Annotated in this window: 16 protein-coding genes; 9 read left to right on the top strand and 7 right to left on the bottom strand. The window is 61.3% G+C overall.

Annotated features, from left to right (window positions below; genetic code table 11):
* Positions 1–11: 11 nt before the first annotated feature.
* Genes MKZ87_RS22910 through MKZ87_RS22900 form a run of 3 tightly spaced genes read left to right on the top strand, consistent with a single transcriptional unit; the run spans position 12 to position 1,776 of the window.
* Positions 12–635 carry an FMN-binding negative transcriptional regulator gene (locus MKZ87_RS22910; RefSeq protein WP_085702286.1) on the top strand — a complete coding sequence of 208 codons (624 nt, stop codon included), beginning with the start codon at positions 12–14 and terminating at the stop codon, positions 633–635.
* Positions 636–645: 10 nt separating this feature from the next.
* Positions 646–1,092, top strand: coding sequence for a GNAT family N-acetyltransferase (locus MKZ87_RS22905; protein WP_085702285.1), 447 nt, complete (start codon positions 646–648; stop codon positions 1,090–1,092).
* A gap of 12 nt (positions 1,093–1,104) precedes the next feature.
* Entirely contained in the window at positions 1,105–1,776 is a 672-nt protein-coding gene (locus MKZ87_RS22900; RefSeq protein ID WP_085702284.1) for a GNAT family N-acetyltransferase, read from the top strand.
* A gap of 30 nt (positions 1,777–1,806) precedes the next feature.
* Here the strand turns inward: MKZ87_RS22900 and MKZ87_RS22895 are convergent, their stop codons facing one another.
* Both MKZ87_RS22895 and MKZ87_RS22890 read right to left on the bottom strand, forming a co-directional pair.
* Positions 1,807–2,085: a helix-turn-helix domain-containing protein gene (locus MKZ87_RS22895; RefSeq protein ID WP_085702283.1), complete on the bottom strand. Its 279-nt coding sequence runs from the start codon at positions 2,083–2,085 to the stop codon at positions 1,807–1,809.
* On the bottom strand, positions 2,082–3,434 hold the full coding sequence (locus MKZ87_RS22890; RefSeq protein WP_085702387.1) for a HipA domain-containing protein: 1,353 nt from the start codon (positions 3,432–3,434) through the stop codon (positions 2,082–2,084). The genes MKZ87_RS22895 and MKZ87_RS22890 overlap by 4 nt, the downstream gene beginning before the upstream one ends.
* Before the next feature lie 240 nt (positions 3,435–3,674).
* Between MKZ87_RS22890 and MKZ87_RS22885 the strand changes: the two genes are divergently transcribed.
* Positions 3,675–6,632: an autotransporter outer membrane beta-barrel domain-containing protein gene (locus MKZ87_RS22885; RefSeq protein ID WP_085702282.1), complete on the top strand. Its 2,958-nt coding sequence runs from the start codon at positions 3,675–3,677 to the stop codon at positions 6,630–6,632.
* Positions 6,633–7,228: 596 nt separating this feature from the next.
* Positions 7,229–8,272 (top strand): autotransporter outer membrane beta-barrel domain-containing protein, encoded by a 1,044-nt coding sequence (locus MKZ87_RS22880; RefSeq protein WP_371918962.1) that lies wholly within the window; start codon positions 7,229–7,231, stop codon positions 8,270–8,272.
* A gap of 104 nt (positions 8,273–8,376) precedes the next feature.
* Here MKZ87_RS22880 and oadA read toward each other — a convergent pair whose 3' ends face one another.
* Together oadA and MKZ87_RS22870 are read right to left on the bottom strand one after the other, a co-directional pair.
* Positions 8,377–10,185 carry a sodium-extruding oxaloacetate decarboxylase subunit alpha gene (gene oadA / locus MKZ87_RS22875; protein WP_085696724.1) on the bottom strand — a complete coding sequence of 603 codons (1,809 nt, stop codon included), beginning with the start codon at positions 10,183–10,185 and terminating at the stop codon, positions 8,377–8,379.
* An 11-nt stretch (positions 10,186–10,196) separates the two neighbouring features.
* Positions 10,197–11,612: an acetyl-CoA carboxylase biotin carboxylase subunit gene (locus MKZ87_RS22870; protein WP_085696723.1), complete on the bottom strand. Its 1,416-nt coding sequence runs from the start codon at positions 11,610–11,612 to the stop codon at positions 10,197–10,199.
* A gap of 190 nt (positions 11,613–11,802) precedes the next feature.
* Here MKZ87_RS22870 and MKZ87_RS22865 point away from each other — a divergent pair, with 190 nt between their 5' ends.
* Positions 11,803–12,765 (top strand): LysR family transcriptional regulator, encoded by a 963-nt coding sequence (locus MKZ87_RS22865; protein WP_085702280.1) that lies wholly within the window; start codon positions 11,803–11,805, stop codon positions 12,763–12,765.
* Here the strand turns inward: MKZ87_RS22865 and MKZ87_RS22860 are convergent.
* The 3 genes from MKZ87_RS22860 to MKZ87_RS22850 all read right to left on the bottom strand — a co-directional run bounded on the left by MKZ87_RS22860 (position 12,707) and on the right by MKZ87_RS22850 (position 17,048).
* Complete coding sequence (locus MKZ87_RS22860; RefSeq protein WP_007962241.1) at positions 12,707–12,919, bottom strand: PA3496 family putative envelope integrity protein; 213 nt, start codon at positions 12,917–12,919, stop codon at positions 12,707–12,709. The two genes, MKZ87_RS22865 and MKZ87_RS22860, sit on opposite strands and share 59 nt — an antisense overlap.
* 239 nt (positions 12,920–13,158) lie before the next feature.
* Positions 13,159–14,025, bottom strand: coding sequence for a transcriptional regulator HexR (gene hexR / locus MKZ87_RS22855; protein WP_007954250.1), 867 nt, complete (start codon positions 14,023–14,025; stop codon positions 13,159–13,161).
* Between the two features lie 149 nt (positions 14,026–14,174).
* Complete coding sequence (locus MKZ87_RS22850; RefSeq protein ID WP_085702279.1) at positions 14,175–17,048, bottom strand: putative bifunctional diguanylate cyclase/phosphodiesterase; 2,874 nt, start codon at positions 17,046–17,048, stop codon at positions 14,175–14,177.
* Positions 17,049–17,307: 259 nt separating this feature from the next.
* On the opposite strand from MKZ87_RS22850, the gene uvrD reads away from it, so the two are divergent.
* From uvrD to MKZ87_RS22835, 3 genes are all read left to right on the top strand, one after another.
* Positions 17,308–19,491 carry a DNA helicase II gene (gene uvrD, locus MKZ87_RS22845; RefSeq protein ID WP_085702278.1) on the top strand — a complete coding sequence of 728 codons (2,184 nt, stop codon included), beginning with the start codon at positions 17,308–17,310 and terminating at the stop codon, positions 19,489–19,491.
* Positions 19,492–19,544: 53 nt separating this feature from the next.
* The gene (locus tag MKZ87_RS22840; RefSeq protein WP_085702277.1) at positions 19,545–19,985 is read left to right on the top strand and encodes an EamA family transporter; all 441 of its coding nucleotides are present in this window, start codon (positions 19,545–19,547) and stop codon (positions 19,983–19,985) included.
* A gap of 175 nt (positions 19,986–20,160) precedes the next feature.
* Positions 20,161–21,039 (top strand): Tim44 domain-containing protein, encoded by an 879-nt coding sequence (locus MKZ87_RS22835; protein ID WP_085686042.1) that lies wholly within the window; start codon positions 20,161–20,163, stop codon positions 21,037–21,039.
* Positions 21,040–21,121 lie beyond the last annotated feature (82 nt).

Here is a 21,121-nt window from a genome sequence, read left to right as displayed (position 1 = left end):
AAATTTTCTCCATGTACACGCCCCGCGCCTTTGCCATCGACGACTTGTCCCAACTGCACGAACTGATCCTCGCCACCCGCCTCGCCATCCTGGTGACCCACGGCGAACAAGGCTTGCAGGCCAGTCATGTGCCGGTGCTGCTGCATCGCGAGCAAGGTCCGAACGGCACGCTGTACGGGCATCTGGCCAAGGCCAATCCGCAGTGGAAAGACCTGCGTGACGGCGCCGAGGCCATGCTGATTTTTCCCGGTGCCGATGCCTACGTCAGCCCGGGCTTTTACCCGAGCAAGGCCGAGCACGGCAAAGTCGTGCCGACCTGGAACTACGTCGCCGTGCACGCCTACGGTCACGCCGAAACCTTCAGCGATGGCGGTCGGCTGCTGGACATCGTCAGCACCCTCACCGATCGCCATGAAGCGGGCCGCGCCCAACCGTGGTCGGTCGACGATGCCCCGGCCGATTACATCGACGGCATGCTCAAGGCCATCGTCGGTTTCGCCATTCCGATCGAGCGCCTCGAAGGCAAGCGCAAGCTCAGCCAGAACCGCAGCGCCGAAGATATCGCCGGCGTGCGCGAAGGCCTGGCTGCCAGCCCCGACATCAACGATCAAACCCTCGCTCACTTGATGCGTTAAGGAAATCACCATGAGTCAGATCGACATCCGTCCGGTCAGTGCTGCCGATCACGCGGCCTGGCTGCCGCTGTGGCAGGCCTACCTGCGCTTCTACAACACCGAGCTGCCGGACACCGTCAGCCAAAGCACCTGGCAGCGTTTTCTCGACCCGAACGAACCGACCCACGCCGCCCTCGCCTGGGCCGACGGCAAAGCGGTGGGCATGGTGCACTTCATCTACCATCGTTCGAACTGGAGCATCGAAAACTCCTGCTACCTGCAAGACCTGCTGGTGGAGCCGCAAACCCGTGGCACCGGCGTCGGCCGGCTGCTGATCGAACACGTCTACGCCACCGCCAGGGCCGACGGTTGCTGCAAGGTGCACTGGCTGACCCATGAAACCAACGCCACCGCGATCCAGCTCTACGAGCGCATCGCCGAGCGCCCGGGCTTCATCCAGTTTCGCAAAGCCATTTAAGGAGCCACGTGCATGACGATTTCTCTCGCTGACTGGAAAGGCGTGCCGCCGCCCTCCACCACCCTGATCGAAGGCCGCTTCATCCGCCTGGAAAAACTCGACCCGGCGCGCCACGGCGACGACCTGTTCAACGCTCTGCAAGGCCCCGGCGCCGATCCGAAACTCTGGGATTATTTGCCCTACGGCCCGTTTCCGGAGCGCAGCGCCTTCAACGACTGGCTGAACAATCACGCCGCCCACAGCGATCCGTATTTCTTCAGCGTCATCGACCGCGCCAGCGGCCAGGTGCAAGGCATCCTCAGCCTGATGTCGATTGTCCCGGCCCAGGGCCGCATCGAAATCGGCCACGTCACCTTCGGCGCCCCGATGCAGCGTTCGCCGAAAAGCACCGAGGCGGTCTACCTGCTGGCCAAGGAATCCTTCGCCCTCGGCTACCGTCGTCTTGAATGGAAATGCAACAACGGCAACGCCCGCTCCAAATACGCGGCCGAGCGCCTGGGCTTCAGCTTCGAAGGCGTGTTTCGCCAGCACATGGTGGTCAAGGGCCAGAACCGCGACACCGCGTGGTACTCGATTCTGGACTCGGAATGGCCGGCGATTGCGGCAGGGTTCGAGCGCTGGTTGAGCGATGAGAATCAGACGGCCGAGGGGCAGGTGAAGGGGTTGGTTGAGTGCCGCGCTTAAAGCTCAATAGAGATTAAGTGTGTTGCGGGTTCAGCTGTTATCGCGTCGAACCCGCACCACCCCCATCTTCAGCCCGAACGGGCGAAACACGGCGTTCAGCGATTTGAGCGTCTGATTGCCCTCGCCGTGTTCGATGTGCACCAGCGTACGTACCGAAATTTTGCACATCTTCGCGAACTGGGTCTGATGCAGCCCGGTGACCTCAACGCGCAAACGGCGAACGGCTTCACCGATTTCTACGGTTCCTTCAGCCAGCGCTTCCTGGATGCTTTCGATGAGCACTGTGCGTTCGGCAACGGTCATGCTCATTTCAAATCCCACTCTTTCAAACGTTGCTCCAGGTTTTTCAGGTGGACGCCCGGATGATTCATTGTCCGCTCAGGCAAACCACCCGCGTTCAATATGTCCGGCAACTCGGCCAGGCACTGCGCATCTTCACGCAACCGCTCGAAAGATTCCGGTGCATCGGACATCGCTGCCAATGGGTCATCCGGATCGGAAATATCCGCCAATGCGCGGCAAACACCCCGCCAATCGACATCTCCCGCCCTCTCCAGCTCTTTTGGCCATTTGGTCGTGCGAGTCACACCTTCGTCATCCATGACCATGGGGGCCAAGTCATAAATGGGGGCCAAACGGTACGAGTCGGCGTCACGAATGATTGCGGTGTTGCGACCGTGGTTATCCGAGTTGCCAAGAATCTTGTTGATCAGGTCCCGACGCAAATAGTCTGCGACAAGTGCCGGAATCTCGTGCGCTTGCCCCGCTTCCCGCCAAAGCCTGGCAAGCATGCGAATGACATCCATATGATTCATAGCGCTCCCTGGCGTCGTCACCTCGGCCAGCGAGTAGATCGACTCCACGGCAAAACGCTCTACACCTCGCTCAGTCACTTGGCGATCAAAACGCCGCATCCACAAGCTGGGTTTGTTCGCTTCCTCTAACGCCAGACCTTCCGCAGCGACGGTTTCGATACCAAGCGCCTGAAGCGCCTGATAGTAGTGGTATTCGCTGCGCAGGATGTCTTGATCGGTTTGACTGCCTTTATTCCGGGCAAACTTCACAAACCAGTGCTGACGGACGTTTTCATCGTCCAGCACAGCATCGGGGTAAAGAAGTCCGGCACGATCTTCAGCCAGAAGAATCTTGGGCGCTTCGCCTCCAGCCCCTGTCGCACCACCAATCGCAGCCCCCATTTCATACGCGTATTCAAGAAACCGGTAGTCACGGCTGATGACATCCTGGCGTTGAAACCCGATGGGTTTGCGCTCGTCGACAGTCTCGGCTGATTCTTTTATCCGCATGTTGCCGATCGGAGCCGGAGTGCAGCGTCCGAGCAGATAAAGGTCAGCACTGATGTCTGCAGGTTTCTCCTGCCCCATACGTGCGAGGAGAAACCTTCTAGCGGCGCCTGCCGGTGCAATGTCATGCACGAATGCAGGCGTGATGGATCGCCGACCCTCCCAATCCAGGGGATACAACGCACTCACGGCTTTGGAAAATGGAGAGCCAATAAACTCAATGTTTTCGACCAGATACGCCGACTCGTAACCAAAGCTGCAACGGCTTTCGAAGCCTTTCTCGGGCGAGTCGAAACTCAACACCATCGCGTCGTGCCATTTGCCGGCGTCGAATATTTGCAATGTCAGGTTGTGCATGCGGCTCTCATCTGCAATTAAATGCATTGTTGCGGTCGTTTGGCTGACCAAAAATGCAATATAGTGCATCTCGGAAGATCGAGAAACTCAGTGATCTGCAGTAAAGTGCAGATGCAGGATTTAAACCTCCAAATAAACGCAAAATAATGCAGATGCCGCTGAGTCCGCCACGGACATCATTCTGTAAAAACCCTCCGCTATACAGGACGCCCCGCTTATAACAAAAAGGACGTTCTCACCATGCCCTTCCCGCCCCAGCGTCTGTCGCTTGCCATCGCCCTGTTGATCGCCACCAGCGCCGCCCACGGCAAGACCGTGCAGATCGACACCGCCACCACCGCGTCGCAGACATTGGGCGGCAGCGACACGCTGACGATTTCGGCGCCGGGCAGCATCACCAACAGCGGCAAGGCCGTAAGCCTCAAGGACAGCACCAGCGGTGTCGGCGTGATCATCGATAACGCCGGCAAGATCATCTCCACCGGCGGCCGGGCCATCGACAGCAGCGGCGATCTGACCCAGGCACGCAATTACGCGATCCATAACCGCAGCGGCGGGCAGATTCTCGGCTCCAATGATGCGATTCGCATCGACAGCAACTTCATCAGCGGCAGCCTGTTGATCGACAACAGCGGCACCATTCGCTCGACCAGCGGCCAGGGCCTGGATCTGGATGCGTTGCGCAGTGACGGGGTGAAAACCACGATCATCAACCGTGCGGGCGGACTGATTCGTGGCGACGCCAGCGACGGCATGAAGACCGGCGCCAATGCCACCATCAGCAACTACGGCGAGATCTCGACCGGAGACTCGCGCAACGCCGACCAGAAGTTCGACGGCATCGATATCGACACCGCGACCGGCGTCAGCGTGACCAACTACGGCGTGATTTCCGGTGGCCGGCACGGCATCACCACTGACCTGGGGGCGACGCTGGTCAACTACGGGCAGATCACCGGGCGCAATGGCTCCGGTTTCGGCTCCGATGGCGACGGCACGGTGATCAACCACGGCACCATCACCGGCGCGTATTCCGGGTTGCAACCCAATGGCGACGGCGACGGCGTGGACATCGACAAGATCGCCCACATCGAAAACTACGGCACGATCCAGGGCGTCGGCGCCGGCGGTGTGGACAAGGGCGGTTTTGCCAATGGCAGTGAAGGCATCGCGCTGGGCGGCGGTTATATCCTCAACGCCAAGGGCGCCCTGATCAGCGGCGCCAACAGCGCCATTCTGGTGGACGACGGCAGCGGCGGTTCAGGGCTGGCGGCCACCACGCTGGAAAACTACGGCACCATTCAAGGCCTCGACGGTTTCGGCGTGAAGTTAGTCGGTGAGTTCGCCGACAACGTGATCAACGGCGGCACCTTCAGCGGCAGCAATGGCCTGGCGCTGGACCTGGGTGGCGGTAACGACAATCTGACCCTGCGCAGCGGCAGCCGCTTTGTCGGCATGGTCGATGGTGGCAGCGGTTATGACCGCGTAGTGATGGAGGATGCGGCAGGCGGCAGCTTCGGTGCCAGCCGCAACTTTGAATGGCTGGAGGTCAAACAAGGCGCCTGGACACTCACCGGCAGCGGCGACTTCAGCGACGGCGGTGCCGTGCGCAACGGCGCCACACTGATCAACCAGGGCGGTATCGCCGGCAATCTGACCGTGGACGCCGGTGGTGTGTATGCCGGCGGCGGGTCGGTGGGCAACCTCAACCTGAATGGCACGTTGCGCACCGACACCCGCCTCGGTACCGCGACCGTCGTGCACGACTTGAACATGGGCAGCGCCTCGACCCTCGCCTACGGCGTCAACGCCGATGGCAGCAGCGCACCGGTCCAGGTCGGCGGCACGGCCAACCTCAACGGCGCGACGCTGGCGGTCAATCCCGGCAGCGGAGCCTATCCGTGGCAGAGCCACTACACGGTGCTGCAGGCTGCGCGGGTCAACGGCACGTTCGGCGCGGTCACCAGCGACTACGCGTTCCTCACGCCGACCCTCGCTTACACGCCGACTCAGGTCGACCTGACCTACACCCGCAATGACGTGGCGTTCAATGAATTCGCCGCCACCGGCAACGCCAGCAACGCCGCCAACAGCCTGGCCTCAATGAGCAAGAACAACGCGCTGTACAACGCCTTGCTCAACACCACCCAATCCACCGCGGGCGCGGCCATCGAGCAACTGGCCGGCGCCAGCAACGCCAATCTGACCAGCGCCACCCTCGGCGCCAGCAGCCAGATCGGCAGCAGCATGCTCTCGGCGATGCAGCAGATGGGCGGCAGTCCCGGCTTGATGGTCGGCCTCGATCAGCGCAACACCCCGATCCTCGCCGCCAACGGCGTACCGTCCGAAGCGCGCAACCTGAATGATCCGAACGCCCGGGGCCGGCTCTGGCTGCAGGCCATCGGCGGCTACGGCAAGCTCGATGGCGAGCACGGCAGCAGCGGTCTGGAACAACGCACCAAGGGCAGCGTGCTCGGTGCCGACTGGGCATTGAATCCACAATGGCGACTGGGCGTGCTCGGCGGTTACTCGAAGACCGACCTGGACGCCACCGGTGTCGACGGCAATGTCGAGAGCTGGCACGCCGGCGTTTATGCGCTGCATCAAAACGGCCCGCTGGCCCTGCGTCTGGGCGCCGCATACAGCGGCCATCAGGGCGAAAGCAAACGCACCATCGCGTTCAATGGTTTCAGTGATCGTCCCAAAGGTGATTACGATGCCGACAGCCAGCAAGCCTTCGCCGAACTCGGCTACGCCATGGGCAGCGGCCGCCTCAGCGCCGAACCGTTCGCCAGCCTCGGCTACCAGCGCTATCACCGCGACCGCTATCAGGAAAAGGGCGGCGCGGCGGCCTTGCAGGTCGACAGCCAGACCCAGGACAACTTCAGCAGCACCTTCGGCGTTCGCCTGGCGCACCTCAGCTCGCTGGACAATGGCATGAGCCTGACCCCACGGATGGCCGCTGGCTGGAAGCACACCTACGGCGATGTCAGCAGCTCGACCCGCCAGGCATTCGTCGTCGGCGGCACGGCGTTCAGCGTCGATGGCAGCTCTCTGGATCGGGACAGTCTGGTGCTGGAAGCGGGGCTGGATCTGGGCGTTTCGGCGCGGCATACGCTGGGGTTTGGTTACAGCGGCGAGATTGGCAACAACAGTCGCAATCACGGGTTGGTCGGGCAGTGGCAGATGAGTTTTTGAGATTTCGCCAATCCGGATTTCAGCGGGCGTTGTAGGTAAAGGCGTCTGGATGGTTGGGTAATCATGGCGGGCTCGCCTCCCGCCGACGACCGAGCTACAAACGCAGACGCCATCACCTGCACACGGTTCGGAATTGCCCGGCATCGGCGCATTGGCACCGACTTTTACAGTTTGTTCTCTTTTCACATGAGACGAACTGAATGCCCATTCAATGCAAATACAAGCTCCAACATCTTGTCCTGGCGGTTGCGCTGGCAGTCGGTTGCGTGGAATTTTCTCTAGCGGAGCAGCCGGAGCCGGACGCGCCCGTCGCGAAAGAGGTGAAAACCAGGAGCCCGCGCACACCTCCTAAGGTGAAACCTGCTCCGCTTCTCATGGCAGAAACAGTGAGTGAGGAAAAGATTGCTCCACCACCGCAAGCCCTCCCTACCAGCACTGAGACTCCAACCGCGCCACTTCATGCAGCCGATGACCTCCACGCCAAGAGAGTCGCCACTACAAAGAGCGGCAGTGCACTTGAAGCAAGCATTGAAAAACCAACGCCTCCAGCACAACCCGTTCTGAGCGAAGCGCCAGCAACCCCCGAATCCAAAGAGGTGTCCACTTCAGGCAACGCAGCCATCGACGCCCTGCTCGCTGCCGACGAATACACGGCCACCCTCGCCTACTTTCAACTGGCGGGCGGCAGCAATGCCAAACTCGCCAATGCGACCCTGAACAGCGTCACGCCGGTCAGCGCCAGCCTGCTGTCGGCCATGCATCAACTCGACAATGCCCACGACTCGACGGGAAACTCACCACGCCATGTGGCCGGCAACGCAGACACCGGCAGGGTGTGGCTGCAAGCCATCGGTCACAGCGGGAAACTCGATCGCGAATTTGAACCGATGCAGCACTCCACCAAAGGGCTGCTGCTCGGCGCCGACTGGCGCCTCGATGAAACATGGCACCTGGGCTTGATGGGCGGCACCTCCGACACGCGCATCGACAGCAAGGAGCTGGACGGCGATCTCGACAGTTGGCACCTCGGTGCCTACGCCTTGCGCCAGGCCGGCCCGCTATCACTTCGGCTCGGCGCAGCCTGGAGCAACCATGAAGGCAACACCCGTCGCGAAGTCGCGTTCGGCCGCTTCCATGACCGACTCAAAGGCAACTACCAGGCCAGTACCCAACAAGCGTTCATCGAGTCGGGATACAACCTGGGGAGGGCCAACGTCAGCATCGAACCGTTTGTCGGCCTCGGCTACCAACGCTACCAGCGTGACGGCTACACAGAGAAAGGCGGAGCGGCGGCGCTCAAGGTTCACGCTCAATCCCAAGGCAACTTCAACACCACCGTCGGCCTGCGCATGGCGAAAGTCAGCACGCTGGATAACGGCATGCGCCTCACGCCACGATTCAGCGCTGGGTGGAAACACGTGTACGGCGAGACCTATACCAGCACCCGGCAACGTCTGGTCACCGGCGGCCATGACTACACCGTTTACGGCGCAGAGCTGGATCGCAATAGCCTGACGCTCGACACCGGTCTTGATCTGGCCGTCTCGTCCAACCACACACTCGGTGTTGGCTTGTCGGGTGAGATCGGTACCGACAGCCGCAACCACGGCATTTCGGGCCAGTGGCGAATGGCGTTCTGAGTTCCGGCCAGGCGCTGCCGCACCTTGCGGCAGTGCCTGAAAAGCAAAAAAAAGGGGAGCACATGCCCCCCCGAGGTTTAAAGCGTTGTATCGAGGCCGTTATCTCAGCCTTCGATCTCGATCAGGATTTCGCCCGGATTCACCCGGTCGCCCTTGGCAACATGGATGGCGGTGACCTTGCCGGCAATCGCGGCCTGGACTTCGGTTTCCATCTTCATCGCTTCGGTGATCAGCACGGCCTGGCCCGCCTTGACGGTGTCGCCTTCCTTGACCAGCACATCGACGATATTGCCCGGCATGGTGGTGCTGACGTGGCCCGGTGCCGAAGCCTGCTTGCGCTTGCTGCTACCGCCGCCGACGAATTCGTTGAGCGGTTCGAACACCACCTCTTCCGGCATGCCGTCGATGGACAGGTAGAAGTGACGCTTGCCTTCAGCCTTGACGCCGACACCGGTGATGTCCACGCGATAGGTTTCGCCGTGGACGTCGATGACGAACTCGGTCGGTACACCTTCGCCGCCGGCCGAAGCCACCTTGCCCGCTTCCGGGATCGGCAGCAGCACTTCCGGGGTGAGGGTGCCGGCGGCACGCTCTTCGAGGAACTTGCGGCCGATGTCCGGAAACATGGCGAAGGTCAGCACGTCTTCTTCGGATGTAGCCAGAGCGCCGATATCGGCGCGCAGCTTGGTCATCTCCGGCTTGAGCAGATCGGCCGGACGTACGTCGATCACCTCTTCGCTGCCGATGGCCTGGCGACGCAGCTTCTCGTTCACGGTGCCCGGCGCCTTGCCGTAGCCGCCTTGCAGGTAGAGCTTCACCTCGTTGGTGATGGTCTTGTAGCGCTCGCCGGCCAGCACGTTGAAGAACGCCTGGGTGCCGACGATCTGCGAAGTCGGGGTCACCAGCGGCGGGAAGCCGAGGTCTTCACGCACGCGCGGAATCTCTGCCAGCACTTCGCCCATGCGGTTCAGAGCGCCCTGCTCTTTCAATTGGTTGGCCAGGTTGGAAATCATCCCGCCCGGCACCTGATTGACTTGAACGCGGGTGTCGACGGCAGTGAATTCGCTTTCGAACTGGTGGTACTTCTTGCGCACGGCATAGAAGTACAGGCCGATCTCTTGCAGCAGCTCCAGGTTCAGACCGGTATCGAACTCGGTTCCTTTGAGCGCAGCAACCATCGATTCCGTCCCAGGGTGGCTGGTGCCCGAAGCGAAGCTGGAGATCGCGGTGTCGATGTGGTCGGCACCGTTTTCAATGGCCTTGAGTTGGCACATTGCGGCCAGGCCGGCGGTGTCGTGGGAGTGGATGAACACTGGCAGCGACTGTTCGGCTTTCAGTGCACGCACCAGTTCACCGGTCGCATACGGGGTCAGCAGACCGGCCATGTCCTTGATCGCCACCGAGTCGCAACCCATGGCTTCCATTTGCTTGGCCTGAGCGACGAACGCGTCGATGGTGTGCACCGGGCTGGTGGTGTAGGCGATGGTGCCCTGAGCGTGCTTGCCGGCAGCTTTCACCGCTTCGATCGCCACGCGCAGGTTACGCACGTCGTTCATCGCGTCGAAGATGCGGAACACGTCGATGCCGTTGACCGCGGCCTTGGCAACGAACGCCTTGACCACGTCATCGCTGTAGTGGCGGTAGCCCAGCAGGTTCTGCCCGCGCAGAAGCATCTGAAGACGAGTGTTGGGCAGCGCCGCACGCAGCTGGCGCAGACGCTCCCACGGGTCTTCTTTCAGGAAGCGCACGCAGGCGTCGAAGGTCGCGCCGCCCCAGCATTCCAGCGACCAGTAGCCGACCTTGTCGAGCTTGTCGCAGATCGGCAGCATGTCTTCGGTGCGCATGCGGGTGGCGAGCAGCGATTGGTGAGCGTCGCGCAGGATGGTATCGGTGACAAAGATTTTCTTGCTCATTCTTGTATTCCTCACAGGCCTGCGTGGGCGGCGATGGCGGCGGCGATGGCCAGGGCCAGCTCTTCGGGTTTGCGCTTGATCGAGTAGTTGGTCAATTCAGGGTGGCTTTCGACGAAGCTGGTATTGAACTGGCCGCTACGGAATTCCGGGTTGCGCAGGATTTCCTGGTAGTACGCGGCGGTGGTCTTCACGCCTTGCAGACGCATGTCGTCGAGGGCGCGCAGGCCACGATCCATCGCCTCTTCCCAGGTCAGTGCCCAGACCACCAGTTTCAGGCACATCGAGTCGTAGAACGGCGGGATGGTGTAGCCGGTGTAGATTGCCGTGTCGGTGCGCACGCCGGGGCCGCCGGGGGCGTAGTAGCGCGTGATCTTGCCGAAGCTCGGCAGGAAGTTGTTTTTCGGGTCCTCGGCGTTGATCCGGAACTGCAGGGCAAAACCGCGATGCTGAATGTCTTCCTGCTTCACCGACAGCGGCAGGCCGGAAGCGATGCGGATTTGTTCGCGAACGATGTCGATCCCGGTGATTTCTTCGGTAATGGTGTGTTCCACCTGCACCCGGGTGTTCATCTCCATGAAGTACACCTCGCCCTCGGCGAGCAGGAACTCCACGGTGCCGGCGTTCTCGTAACCCACGGCCTTGGCTGCGCGCACCGACAGGTCGCCGATGTAGGCGCGCTGTTCCGGGGTCAGCTGCGGGCTCGGGGCGATTTCGATCAGCTTCTGGTTGCGGCGCTGGATCGAGCAGTCACGTTCGAAAAGATGCACGACGTTGCCGAAGCTGTCGCCGAGGATCTGCGCTTCGATGTGCTTGGGATTGACGATGCACTTTTCCAGGAACACTTCCGCCGAACCGAAGGCCTTGGTGGCTTCGGAAATGACGCGAGGGAAGTTCTGTTCGAGTTCTTCTCGGCTGTTGCAGCGACGGATACCGCGCCCGCCACCACCGGAAGTGGCCTTGAGCATCACCGGGTAACCAATGCGGTCGCCCTCGCTCAACGCTTCCTCGATGCCCGAGACGTTGCCTTCGGTGCCCGGCGTGACCGGCACGCCAGCCTTGATCATGCTGCGGCGCGCTTCGGTCTTGTCGCCCATGCGGCGGATGACTTCCGCCGCCGGACCGATGAATTTGATGCCGCGTTCGGCGCAGATGTCTGCCAGCTCAGCGTTTTCCGAGAGGAAACCGTAGCCGGGGTGCAACGCATCGCAGCCGGTTTCCACGGCCAGGTTCACCAGCTTGCGCGGGTTCAGGTAACCGGCCAGCGGCTCGGCACCAATGCTGTGGGCCTCGTCCGCACGCTTCACATGCAAGGCGTGCCGGTCGGCGTCGGAATAGATCGCGACCGAGCGGATGCCCATCTCGGCGCAGGCACGCACGATTCGTACGGCAATCTCACCACGGTTGGCGATCAGGATCTTTGTTATCACTTGGAGGTTCCCTTGAGCCGGTGGCACCACGACCTGCTAGACCCAGGTCGGCACGTGACCAAATGTTTCAATCTGGTCTCGGCTCCACACTAGCGCTGACAAGGGATTAACAAAAATGAATAAAAATTGGGTCAGGCATAAGTAAAGACTTATAGTCAACTCATCAGCCAACGGCCAGAGTCGGTAGAAAATGCGTAAGTCCTTGATGCGTATGACATTGCGTCAATTGCAGATCTTCAACGAAGTGTGTGATTTACGCTCCTACAGCCGCGCAGCCGACGAAATGTCGCTCACACAACCGGCCGTCAGCCTACAGATTCGTCAGCTTGAAGAGCTGATCGGCCAACCATTGTTCGATTACGTCGGCAAAAAACTCTACATGACCGAAGCGGCCGAAGCACTCCAGCGTGCCAGCCGGGACATCTTCGGCCGACTGGAAAACCTCGACATGCAGCTGTCGGACATGCAGGGCTCACTGCAGGGCCAGTTGAAACTGGCGGTGGAATCGAGCGCCAAATACTTCGTGCCGCACCTGTTCGCAGCGTTCAAGCGCCAGCATCCGGAAGTGAACCTGCAACTGACGGTGGTCAACCGTGGCCAGGTGATCCGCCGCCTCTCCGACAACCGCGACGATCTGGTGATCATGTCGATGGTGCCGCAGGACATGGGCCTGGAATTTCTGCCGTTCCTCAACAACCCGATCGTCGCCGTGGCACGCCCGGATCATCCGCTGGCGCACATGGGCCCGCTGCGCTTGCAGGATCTGGAACCTTACACCTTGCTGATCCGCGAACCCGGCTCGGGTACGCGACTGGCCTGCGAAGAGTATTTCAAGGAGAAGCGCGTGCACTTCACCCAGACCCAGGAAGTGGCGTCGGCCGAAGCCCAGCGTGAATGCGTAGTCGCAGGTCTGGGCCTGGCGCTGTTGACGCGCCACGCCCTGAACCTGGAGCTGGCGACCGGCGGCCTGGTGGAGCTGCCGGTCGAAGAATTGCCGCTGTTTCGCAGTTGGTGCCTGGTGCAAGCCAAAGCCAAACGGCTGTCACCGGTGGCCCACGCCTTCCTGGCGTTTATCCGCAGCGAACGGGTGCAAATCAGCGCGCTGGTTGAGCGCTTCGACGGGAAGCTGCTGGCGCTGCCTGCCAGTAGTTGAGTTCGATGTCCTCGGGAAAATCGCTGATCTCGCTCTGAAGCTGGCGAAGTTCGAAGCGATCTTCGATGGCGCGGCGAAATTCCATGCGGCGCTGGTCTTCCTGCTGACGGCGGGTTTTCGCGGCGCTGTTGCGTTCTTCGTAGGGCTGAGCCATTTCGAGTCTCCCAAGGCGAGTACGGGAGTTTCACGATAGGCGCGGTGGATGACGATTTGGCTGCGGGGGGATGACAGTGCGATGAACTTGCAAATGGCGATGGCGTTTTTGAGGCCGCCATCGCGAGCAAGTTCGCTCCCACAAGGGATGTTTTACGTACACAAACTCTGTGTCATATCGAAATCAAATGTGGGAGCGAGCTTGCTCGCGATCAAGGTCGGAACGACCTTGCGATGACGTCAGTCATCCAGTGCTTTCACCGACTTTGGCGACAGCCGCAGGCTGCGCAGACTGCGCTTGACGCTCTTGAGGTGGTTGACCAGGCTCGGCCCGCGCGCCATGGCCACGCCCATCGCCAGTACGTCGATCACCACCAGATGAGCGATACGCGAGGTCAGAGGGGTATAGATTTCGGTGTCTTCGTGAACATCGATCGCCAGGTTGACGGTCGACAGCTCAGCCAGCGGTGTCTGGCTCGGGCACAAGGTGATCAGCGACGCACCACTCTCGCGAACGAGGTTGGCGGTGATCAGCAGGTCTTTGGAACGGCCGGACTGGGAAATGCAGATCGCCACGTCGGTGGGCTTCAGTGTCACCGCCGACATTGCCTGCATGTGCGGGTCGGAATATGCCGCCGCCGTCAGCAGCAGACGGAAGAACTTGTGCTGCGCATCCGCCGCCACCGCGCCTGACGCACCAAAGCCGTAGAACTCGACACGCTGGGCCTGGGACATCAGCGTCACCGCCCGTTGCAGCTCCAGAGGATCGAGCTTCTCGCGAACCTCCATCAGCGTGTGCAACGTGGTGTCGAAAATCTTCAGGCTGTAGTCGGCGACAGAGTCGTCTTCATGGATCGCGAACTGACCGAAGCTGGCGCCGGCCGCGAGGCTTTGCGCGAGCTTGAGTTTCAGATCCTGGAAACCGGAACAGCCGATGGCCCGGCAGAAGCGCACGATGGTCGGCTCGCTGATGCCGACGCTGTGGGCCAGGTCGGCCATGGAACTGTGCATCACTGCCGCAGGGTCAAGCAGCACGTGGTCGGCGACCTTGAGCTCCGACTTGCGTAACAGGTGACGTGACTGGGCGATGTGTTGCAGCAGATTCAAGGGGCTGGACTCTTGTTATGGAAAGATGTGCTGTGGCCAGATGCCAGGGATGTAGCAAGCTTGTAGTTATACTACATGAATCGGCTTTTTGCCTGCTCAATGCGTAACTCGATACCCCCGGATCAGGCGACATGCGCTGTATGTAGCCCTTACAGCGGTTTTTCCTGTTCACGCAGCAACGCGGCAAGGCCGACCGCCTCCACCGGACGGCTGATCAGATAGCCCTGCACTTCGTCGCAACCTTCAGCTTTCAGAAATGCCAACTGCTCGGATCGCTCGACACCTTCGGCGACAACTTTCAGTGACAGTCCATGAGCCATCGCAATGATCGCCCGGGTGATCGCTGCGTCTTCGCTTCCCTCACCCAACCCGCGAATAAAGGCCTGATCGATCTTCACGTAGTCCACCGGAATCCGTTTCAGATAGCTCAGCGATGAATAGCCGGTGCCGAAATCGTCGATGGCCAGTTTCACTCCCAGATCCCGCAACTGCTGGAACGCGGCGATGATGTATTCGACGCTGTCGAGCAACTGACTTTCGGTCAGCTCCAGTTCGAGGTAGTGCGGCGCCAGGCCGGTTTCCTCCAGCACCTGACGCACCAGACTGACCAGTTTGCCCTGACGCAGCTGATGCACCGACAGGTTCACCGATACCCGGATCGGCGCCAGTCCCTGACGCTGCCATTCGCACGCCTGCCAGCAGGCCTGACGCAGTACAAACTCGCCGATCGGCCCGATCAGCCCTGTCTCTTCGGCCAGACCGATGAAGTCCCCCGGCGGCACCCGGCCCATGGTCGGGTGGTCCCAGCGCACCAGCGCCTCTGCCGCATTGAGACGACCGGTCGCCAGGCACAGTTTCGGTTGATAAAAGACGTTGAGCTGCTTGTCTTCGATGGCTTTGCGCAGCTGGTTTTCCAGCTGCAAACGCTCCAGCGTGCTGGCCTGCAGACTGTCGGTGTAGAACTGAAAATTGTTGCCGCCCAGGTGCTTGGCATGCTGCATGGCCATGTTCGACTGGCTGACCAGCGCGGAAATCTCCCGCGCATTGTCCGGCAGCATGCTGATGCCCATCGAGGCGCTGACCACCAGTTCATGTCCTTCCACAGTCAACGGCAAACGCAGCTTGGTCGACAGTCGCGTGGCGACCCGCGCCAGGCTCGACAGGTTGCCGTAGGCGTCGAACAGTACCGCAAACTCATCACCGGACAACCGGGCAATGGTGTCGGCCTCCGGCAGAGCACTGACCAGACGACGGGACATCTTTTGCAGCAATTGGTCAGCAATCTCATGGCCGAGACTGTCGTTGAGCAGCTTGAAGCGATCCAGATTGATGTGCAGCAACGCCAGACTCCGGCGCCCGCCCTGCCGCACGCGCTGATGGGCTTCGTGCAGGCGTTCGCGGAACAGCGAGCGGTTGGCCAGACCGGTGAGTTCGTCGTAGTGGGTCAGGTAGCGCATGCGCTCCTCGGATTCGCGGCGCGCCGACAGATCGGCGAAGAAGCCGACGATATGGCTCACACTTCCCCGACTGTCGCGCACGGCATTCAATTGCAGCCACTGCGGATAGAGCTCGCCGTTCTTGCGGGTTTCCACCAGTTCACCCTGCCAGCTGCCGTTCTGCTCCAGCGCGTGGCGGATCGCGACGTAATGTCTGCGGGCATCGCGACTGCACGGCAACTCAACGACATTGCGCCCGAGCATGTCGTCGATGTCGTAACCGGTGACCCGGCTGAAAGCCTGATTGACGGCGATCAGCGAATAATTCGGGTCGAGGATCACGATGCCTTCGCTGGCGGCCTCGAACACCGTCGCCGCCAGTTGCTGCTGGGCTTCCAGGCTTTTGCTGACGCTGATGTCGCGGCGGGTGCCGACCATGCGGATGACCCGGCCGTCCTCGTCGCGCTCCACTGCCCGGCCACGGTCTTCGATCCAGACCCAGTGACCGTCGCCATGGCGCACGCGGTATTCGATCTGATAATCCTCGGTGCGGCCCTTCAAGTGCTCGATCAACGCCCGCTTGAGTGGTGGCACATCCTCCGGATGCAGGCGCGGCCGCAGATGCCTGAGCAGTCCGGTGACGTATTCCGGATCCAGACCGAACAGTTCCTGGATTTGCGTGTGGTGAACTTCGTCGGTCTGCAGGTTCCAGTCCCACAGTCCCAGCTCACTGGCCTTCAACGCCAGCGCCAGGCGCGCCTCGCTCTTGCTCAGCGCCTGGTTGGCGACGTCCAGTTCCCGGCTGCGCTGAGCGACCCGGTCTTCCAGCTCGACCTGAGCTTCACGCAGCTTGCCCTCGGCGCAACGACGGTGTTCGATTTCCTTCGCCAGTTCCAGATTGAGCTGTTCGCTGCGGGTTTGCGCTTGTTGCAGGTGCTCGATCAGGTGCTGGTTCTGGAAGCGCCGCAGCAAACCACGATCGATCAGCCGGTTGACCTGCCACGCCACCACGCTCAGCGACCCGAGCAGGATCAGCCCGAGCCAGCCCCAGCCGCGCGCCAGTTCGTCACCGCCCCAGAACAGGTAGCCGATGGCCGGCAACAGGCACGGCAAGGTAAAGGAAAGAAACGCCGGAATGCTCACGGCGTAGGCCACGCTCGCCGACAGGGTCGCGGCGCCGATCAGGCCGAATACCCAGGCCTGCTGCATGAAATTGTCGGCGGGCACCAGGGCGATGCCGGCGCCGGCCAGGGTCAGGCCGGTCATGGTCGAGCCGAGCAGGAACATCCGCCCCCAGATCGGCTGGGCCTGACGATCAGGGATCGCCGAGTCGAACGCGGCGACCTGAATCACTCGCAGGGCCACCAGCGACAACAGCCACACCAGCCAGACGCTGACCACGAAATAACGCTGCGGACTCCAGAGCAGACCGGCGCAGACCAGACCATTGATCAACATGAACAGGGTGGGTAACAGCGAACCCTGATAAAGAAGGCGCGTGCGCTCGACCGCCATCTGGGTGGCGTAAAGCTTGCGGATCACCCGAGGCTCCACGGAGGGGCCCGACAGGTCGAAGCTGAGGGTCATAGGCAACGTTCTTGTTCTTATAAGTGTGAGCATGCGCCCGGAAACGTGGACGGAGCATACACAAGCCGAACCACTTGCCAAACTGCCCCAGATCATAATTTCACCGAAACTTTTCCACCGCTCGTCCCCCTCCAAAGCCCCGACGCCAGGCGGGTCAACGCCTGTAGCCGGTGACCGACCGGTCGTCATCGACAGCACTTTCATCGGCTAATGCAAAGCTCGGTTTGCCCGGGCCTGCGGCGCACCCTAGAATGCCCCGATGCGCGATGATCTCTCCCTTCTGCTGAACTCCCTCAACGATGCCCAACGCCAGGCCGTAGCGGCTCCCGTTGGTCGTCAATTGGTCCTGGCCGGTGCCGGCTCCGGCAAAACCCGAGTGCTGGTGCACCGTATCGCCTGGTTGATCCAGGTCGAAAACGCCTCGCCGCACTCGATTCTGTCGGTGACCTTCACCAACAAGGCCGCTGCCGAGATGCGTCACCGCATCGAGCAATTGCTGGGCATCAACCCGGCCGGCATGTGGGTCGGCACCTTCCACGGCCTGGCGCACCGCTTGCTGCGGGCGCACTGGCAGGAAGCCGGGCTGAGCCAGACTTTCCAGATTCTCGACAGCGACGACCAGCAACGACTGGTCAAGCGGGTAATCCGCGAGCTGGGGCTGGACGAGCAACGCTGGCCGGCCCGTCAGGCCCAGTGGTTCATCAACGGGCAGAAAGACGAAGGTCTGCGTCCGCAACACATTCAGGCCAGCGGCGATCTGTTCCTGGCGACCATGCGCGGCATTTATGAAGCGTACGAGGCAGCGTGCCAGCGTGCCGGTGTCATCGATTTCTCCGAACTGCTGCTTCGCGCCCTCGACCTGTGGCGCGATCACCCGGGCCTGCTGGCGCACTACCAGAAGCGTTTCCGACACATTCTGGTGGACGAATTCCAGGACACCAACGCCGTGCAGTACGCCTGGTTGCGTCTGCTGGGCAAGGGTAGCGACAGCCTGATGGTGGTCGGCGACGACGATCAGTCGATCTACGGCTGGCGCGGCGCGAAAATCGAGAACATCCACCAGTACTCGTCGGACTTCCCGGACTCGGTGACCATCCGTCTGGAGCAGAACTACCGCTCTACGGCCGGCATCCTCAAGGCCGCCAACGCCCTGATCGCCAACAACACCGGACGTCTCGGCAAAGAGCTGTGGACAGACGGCGGCGATGGCGAAGCGATCAACCTCTACGCCGCGTTCAACGAACACGATGAAGCGCGCTACGTGGTCGAAACCATCGAAAGTGCGCTGAAAACCGGCCTGGCGCGCAGCGATATCGCGATTCTCTACCGCTCAAACGCCCAATCGCGCGTTCTGGAAGAGGCGTTGCTGCGTGAACGCATTCCGTACCGCATCTATGGCGGCCAGCGCTTCTTCGAACGGGCGGAAATCAAGAACGCCATGGCTTACCTGCGCTTGCTGGAAGGTCGTGGCAACGATGCGGCTCTGGAGCGGGTGATCAACGTCCCGGCTCGTGGCATCGGCGAGAAAACCGTCGAGGCGATCCGTGACCATGCACGCCACAGCGATGTGTCGATGTGGGAAGCCATGCGCCAGCTGGTGGCCAACAAAGGCCTGACCGGTCGCGCTGCCGGTGCGCTGGGCGCGTTTATCGAGCTGATCGAAAACCTCGCCGCCAAGTGCGCCGAGATGCCGTTGCACCTGATGACCCAGACCGTCATCGAGCAGTCCGGTTTGATCGCCTACCACGAAGCGGAAAAAGGCGAGAAAGGCCAGGCCCGGGTAGAAAACCTTGAGGAACTGGTCAGCGCCGCGCGCAACTTCGAGAACACTGAAGAAGACGAAGAGCTGACGCCACTGGCCGCGTTCCTCGGCCACGCTTCGCTGGAAGCCGGCGACACTCAGGCCGACGAACACGAAGACAGCATTCAGTTGATGACCCTGCACAGCGCCAAGGGCCTGGAATTCCCTTACGTATTCCTGGTGGGCATGGAAGAAGGCCTGTTCCCGCACAAGATGAGCCTGGAAGAACCTGGACGCCTTGAGGAAGAGCGGCGTCTGGCCTATGTCGGCATTACCCGGGCGATGCAAAACCTGGTGATGACCTATGCTGAAACCCGACGCCTGTACGGCAGCGAAACCTACAACAAGGTGTCGCGTTTCGTACGGGAAGTACCGAAAGGCCTGATTCAGGAAGTACGCCTTTCGAACAGCGTCAGCCGACCGTTCGGCGGCAACCCGTCGATGGGCAGCAGCAACCTGTTCAGCGGTAGCGAGATTCCGGAAACCGGCCTGAGCCTTGGCCAGGCTGTGCGTCACTCGATCTTCGGCGACGGCGTGATCCTCAACTTCGAAGGCGCCGGCGCCCAGGCCCGGGTGCAGGTTAACTTCGCCGAAGGCAGCAAGTGGCTGATGCTCGGGTACGCGAAGCTGGAAGCCATATAAGTCAACGTCCGTTCCCGCGCTGAGCACGGGAACGGACACTGGAGGCAACATCCATGGGCTCGGGATTTTTTTCCTCCTGGACATTCTGGGCCCTGCTCTCGGCCACTTTTGCCGCGCTGACAGCCATCTTCGCCAAGATCGGCATCGAAAACGTCAACTCCGACTTTGCCACCCTCCTGCGCACAATCGTCGTATTGATCAGCCTGGCCTTGATTTTGTACGTCACGGGCCAATATCAGTCCTTGGGATCGATCTCCGCCAAGAGCTACCTGTTTCTGTTGTTGTCGGGCCTGGGCACCGGTGCTTCGTGGCTGTGCTACTTCCGGGCGTTGAAAGTCGGCCCGGCGTCGCTGGTCGCGCCGGTGGACAAGCTCAGCGTGGTCTTCGTGGCGGTGCTCGGTGTGATCCTGCTGGGTGAGAAACTCGACCTGCGACAATGGAGCGGCATCGGCCTGATCACCGCCGGAGTGGTGATGCTGGCCTTGCGGCGTTGATCCATTTCCTGCTGAACCTATCTCCTTTTCCTACAGACAAAAGTACATGGCCTTATTGCCCCGACCGAGCTGAACGTAACCTGTCAGGCAAAAGCCCGAAACACTCTCTCGCTAGCCAGTAACACTTCAGCTGTGCAACATGGCGCGCGTGTCTCCACAAACGGGAATTCCCTTTATGAAACGTTTTCTTAGCATCGCCATGGCGTTGTGCATCGGCCTGACGATGAGCCTCGACGCCAACGCCAAGCGCTTTGGTGGTGGCAAAAGCGCCGGCGCTGCGCCGACGCACCAGACCAGCCAGATGGCTCCTTCTTCTCCAGGCATGGGCGGCGCTGCGGCGACCGCTGGTGCTGCCGGTGCCGCGGGCGCTGCGGCCAAGGCCGGCGGTGCTTCGAAATGGCTCGGCCCTCTGGCGGGCATCGCGGCCGGTGGCCTGCTCGCTTCCATGTTCATGGGCGGCGGCTTCGAAGGCATGCAGTTCTTCGACATCCTGATCATGGCCGTGATCGCGTTCGTGATCTTCCGCTTCATCGCCGCCCGTCGCCGCAAGCAGCAGGAGCAGTTCGCTCCGGCCGGCGCGCCGATGCAGCGTGAAGTGTTCGAACAGAAGCCAGCAGCCATGGGTTCGATCTTCGGTGGTTCGGCCGCGCCTGCTGCCGCCCGTCCGGTGATCAACGCACCGGCCTGGTTCAACGAACAGCGCTTCCTTGAAGCCGCCCGCAGCCACTTCCAGGCGCTGCAGCAGCACTGGGACGCCAACGAGATGGACAAGATCGCCGAGTTCGTGACCCCGCAAATGCTCGAGTTCCTCAAGCGCGAGCGCGCGGAGCTGGGCGACGCGTTCCAGTCCACCTACATCGACAACCTCCAGGTACAACTGGATGGCGTGGATGACCGCGCGGACAAGACCATCGCTACCCTAACCTTCAACGGCGTGTCGAAGACCTCGCGTTTCGATCAGCAGGGCGAAGTGTTCAGCGAAAGCTGGAACATGGAACGTCCACAGGGCGACAACCAGCCTTGGCTGGTCGCCGGTATCCGCCAGAACGGCTGATCACCTCCGACGTTTACGCGCAGTAATGAAAACCCCGGCCTCGGCCGGGGTTTTCTATTTCGCGGTTGCATCTGTAGCGAGC

The organism is Pseudomonas sp. MCal1 (genome assembly GCF_026341415.1).
Classification (GTDB): domain Bacteria; phylum Pseudomonadota; class Gammaproteobacteria; order Pseudomonadales; family Pseudomonadaceae; genus Aquipseudomonas.
Note: the sequence above shows the minus strand (reverse complement) of the source record. Positions and strands in the feature narration are given on the sequence as shown.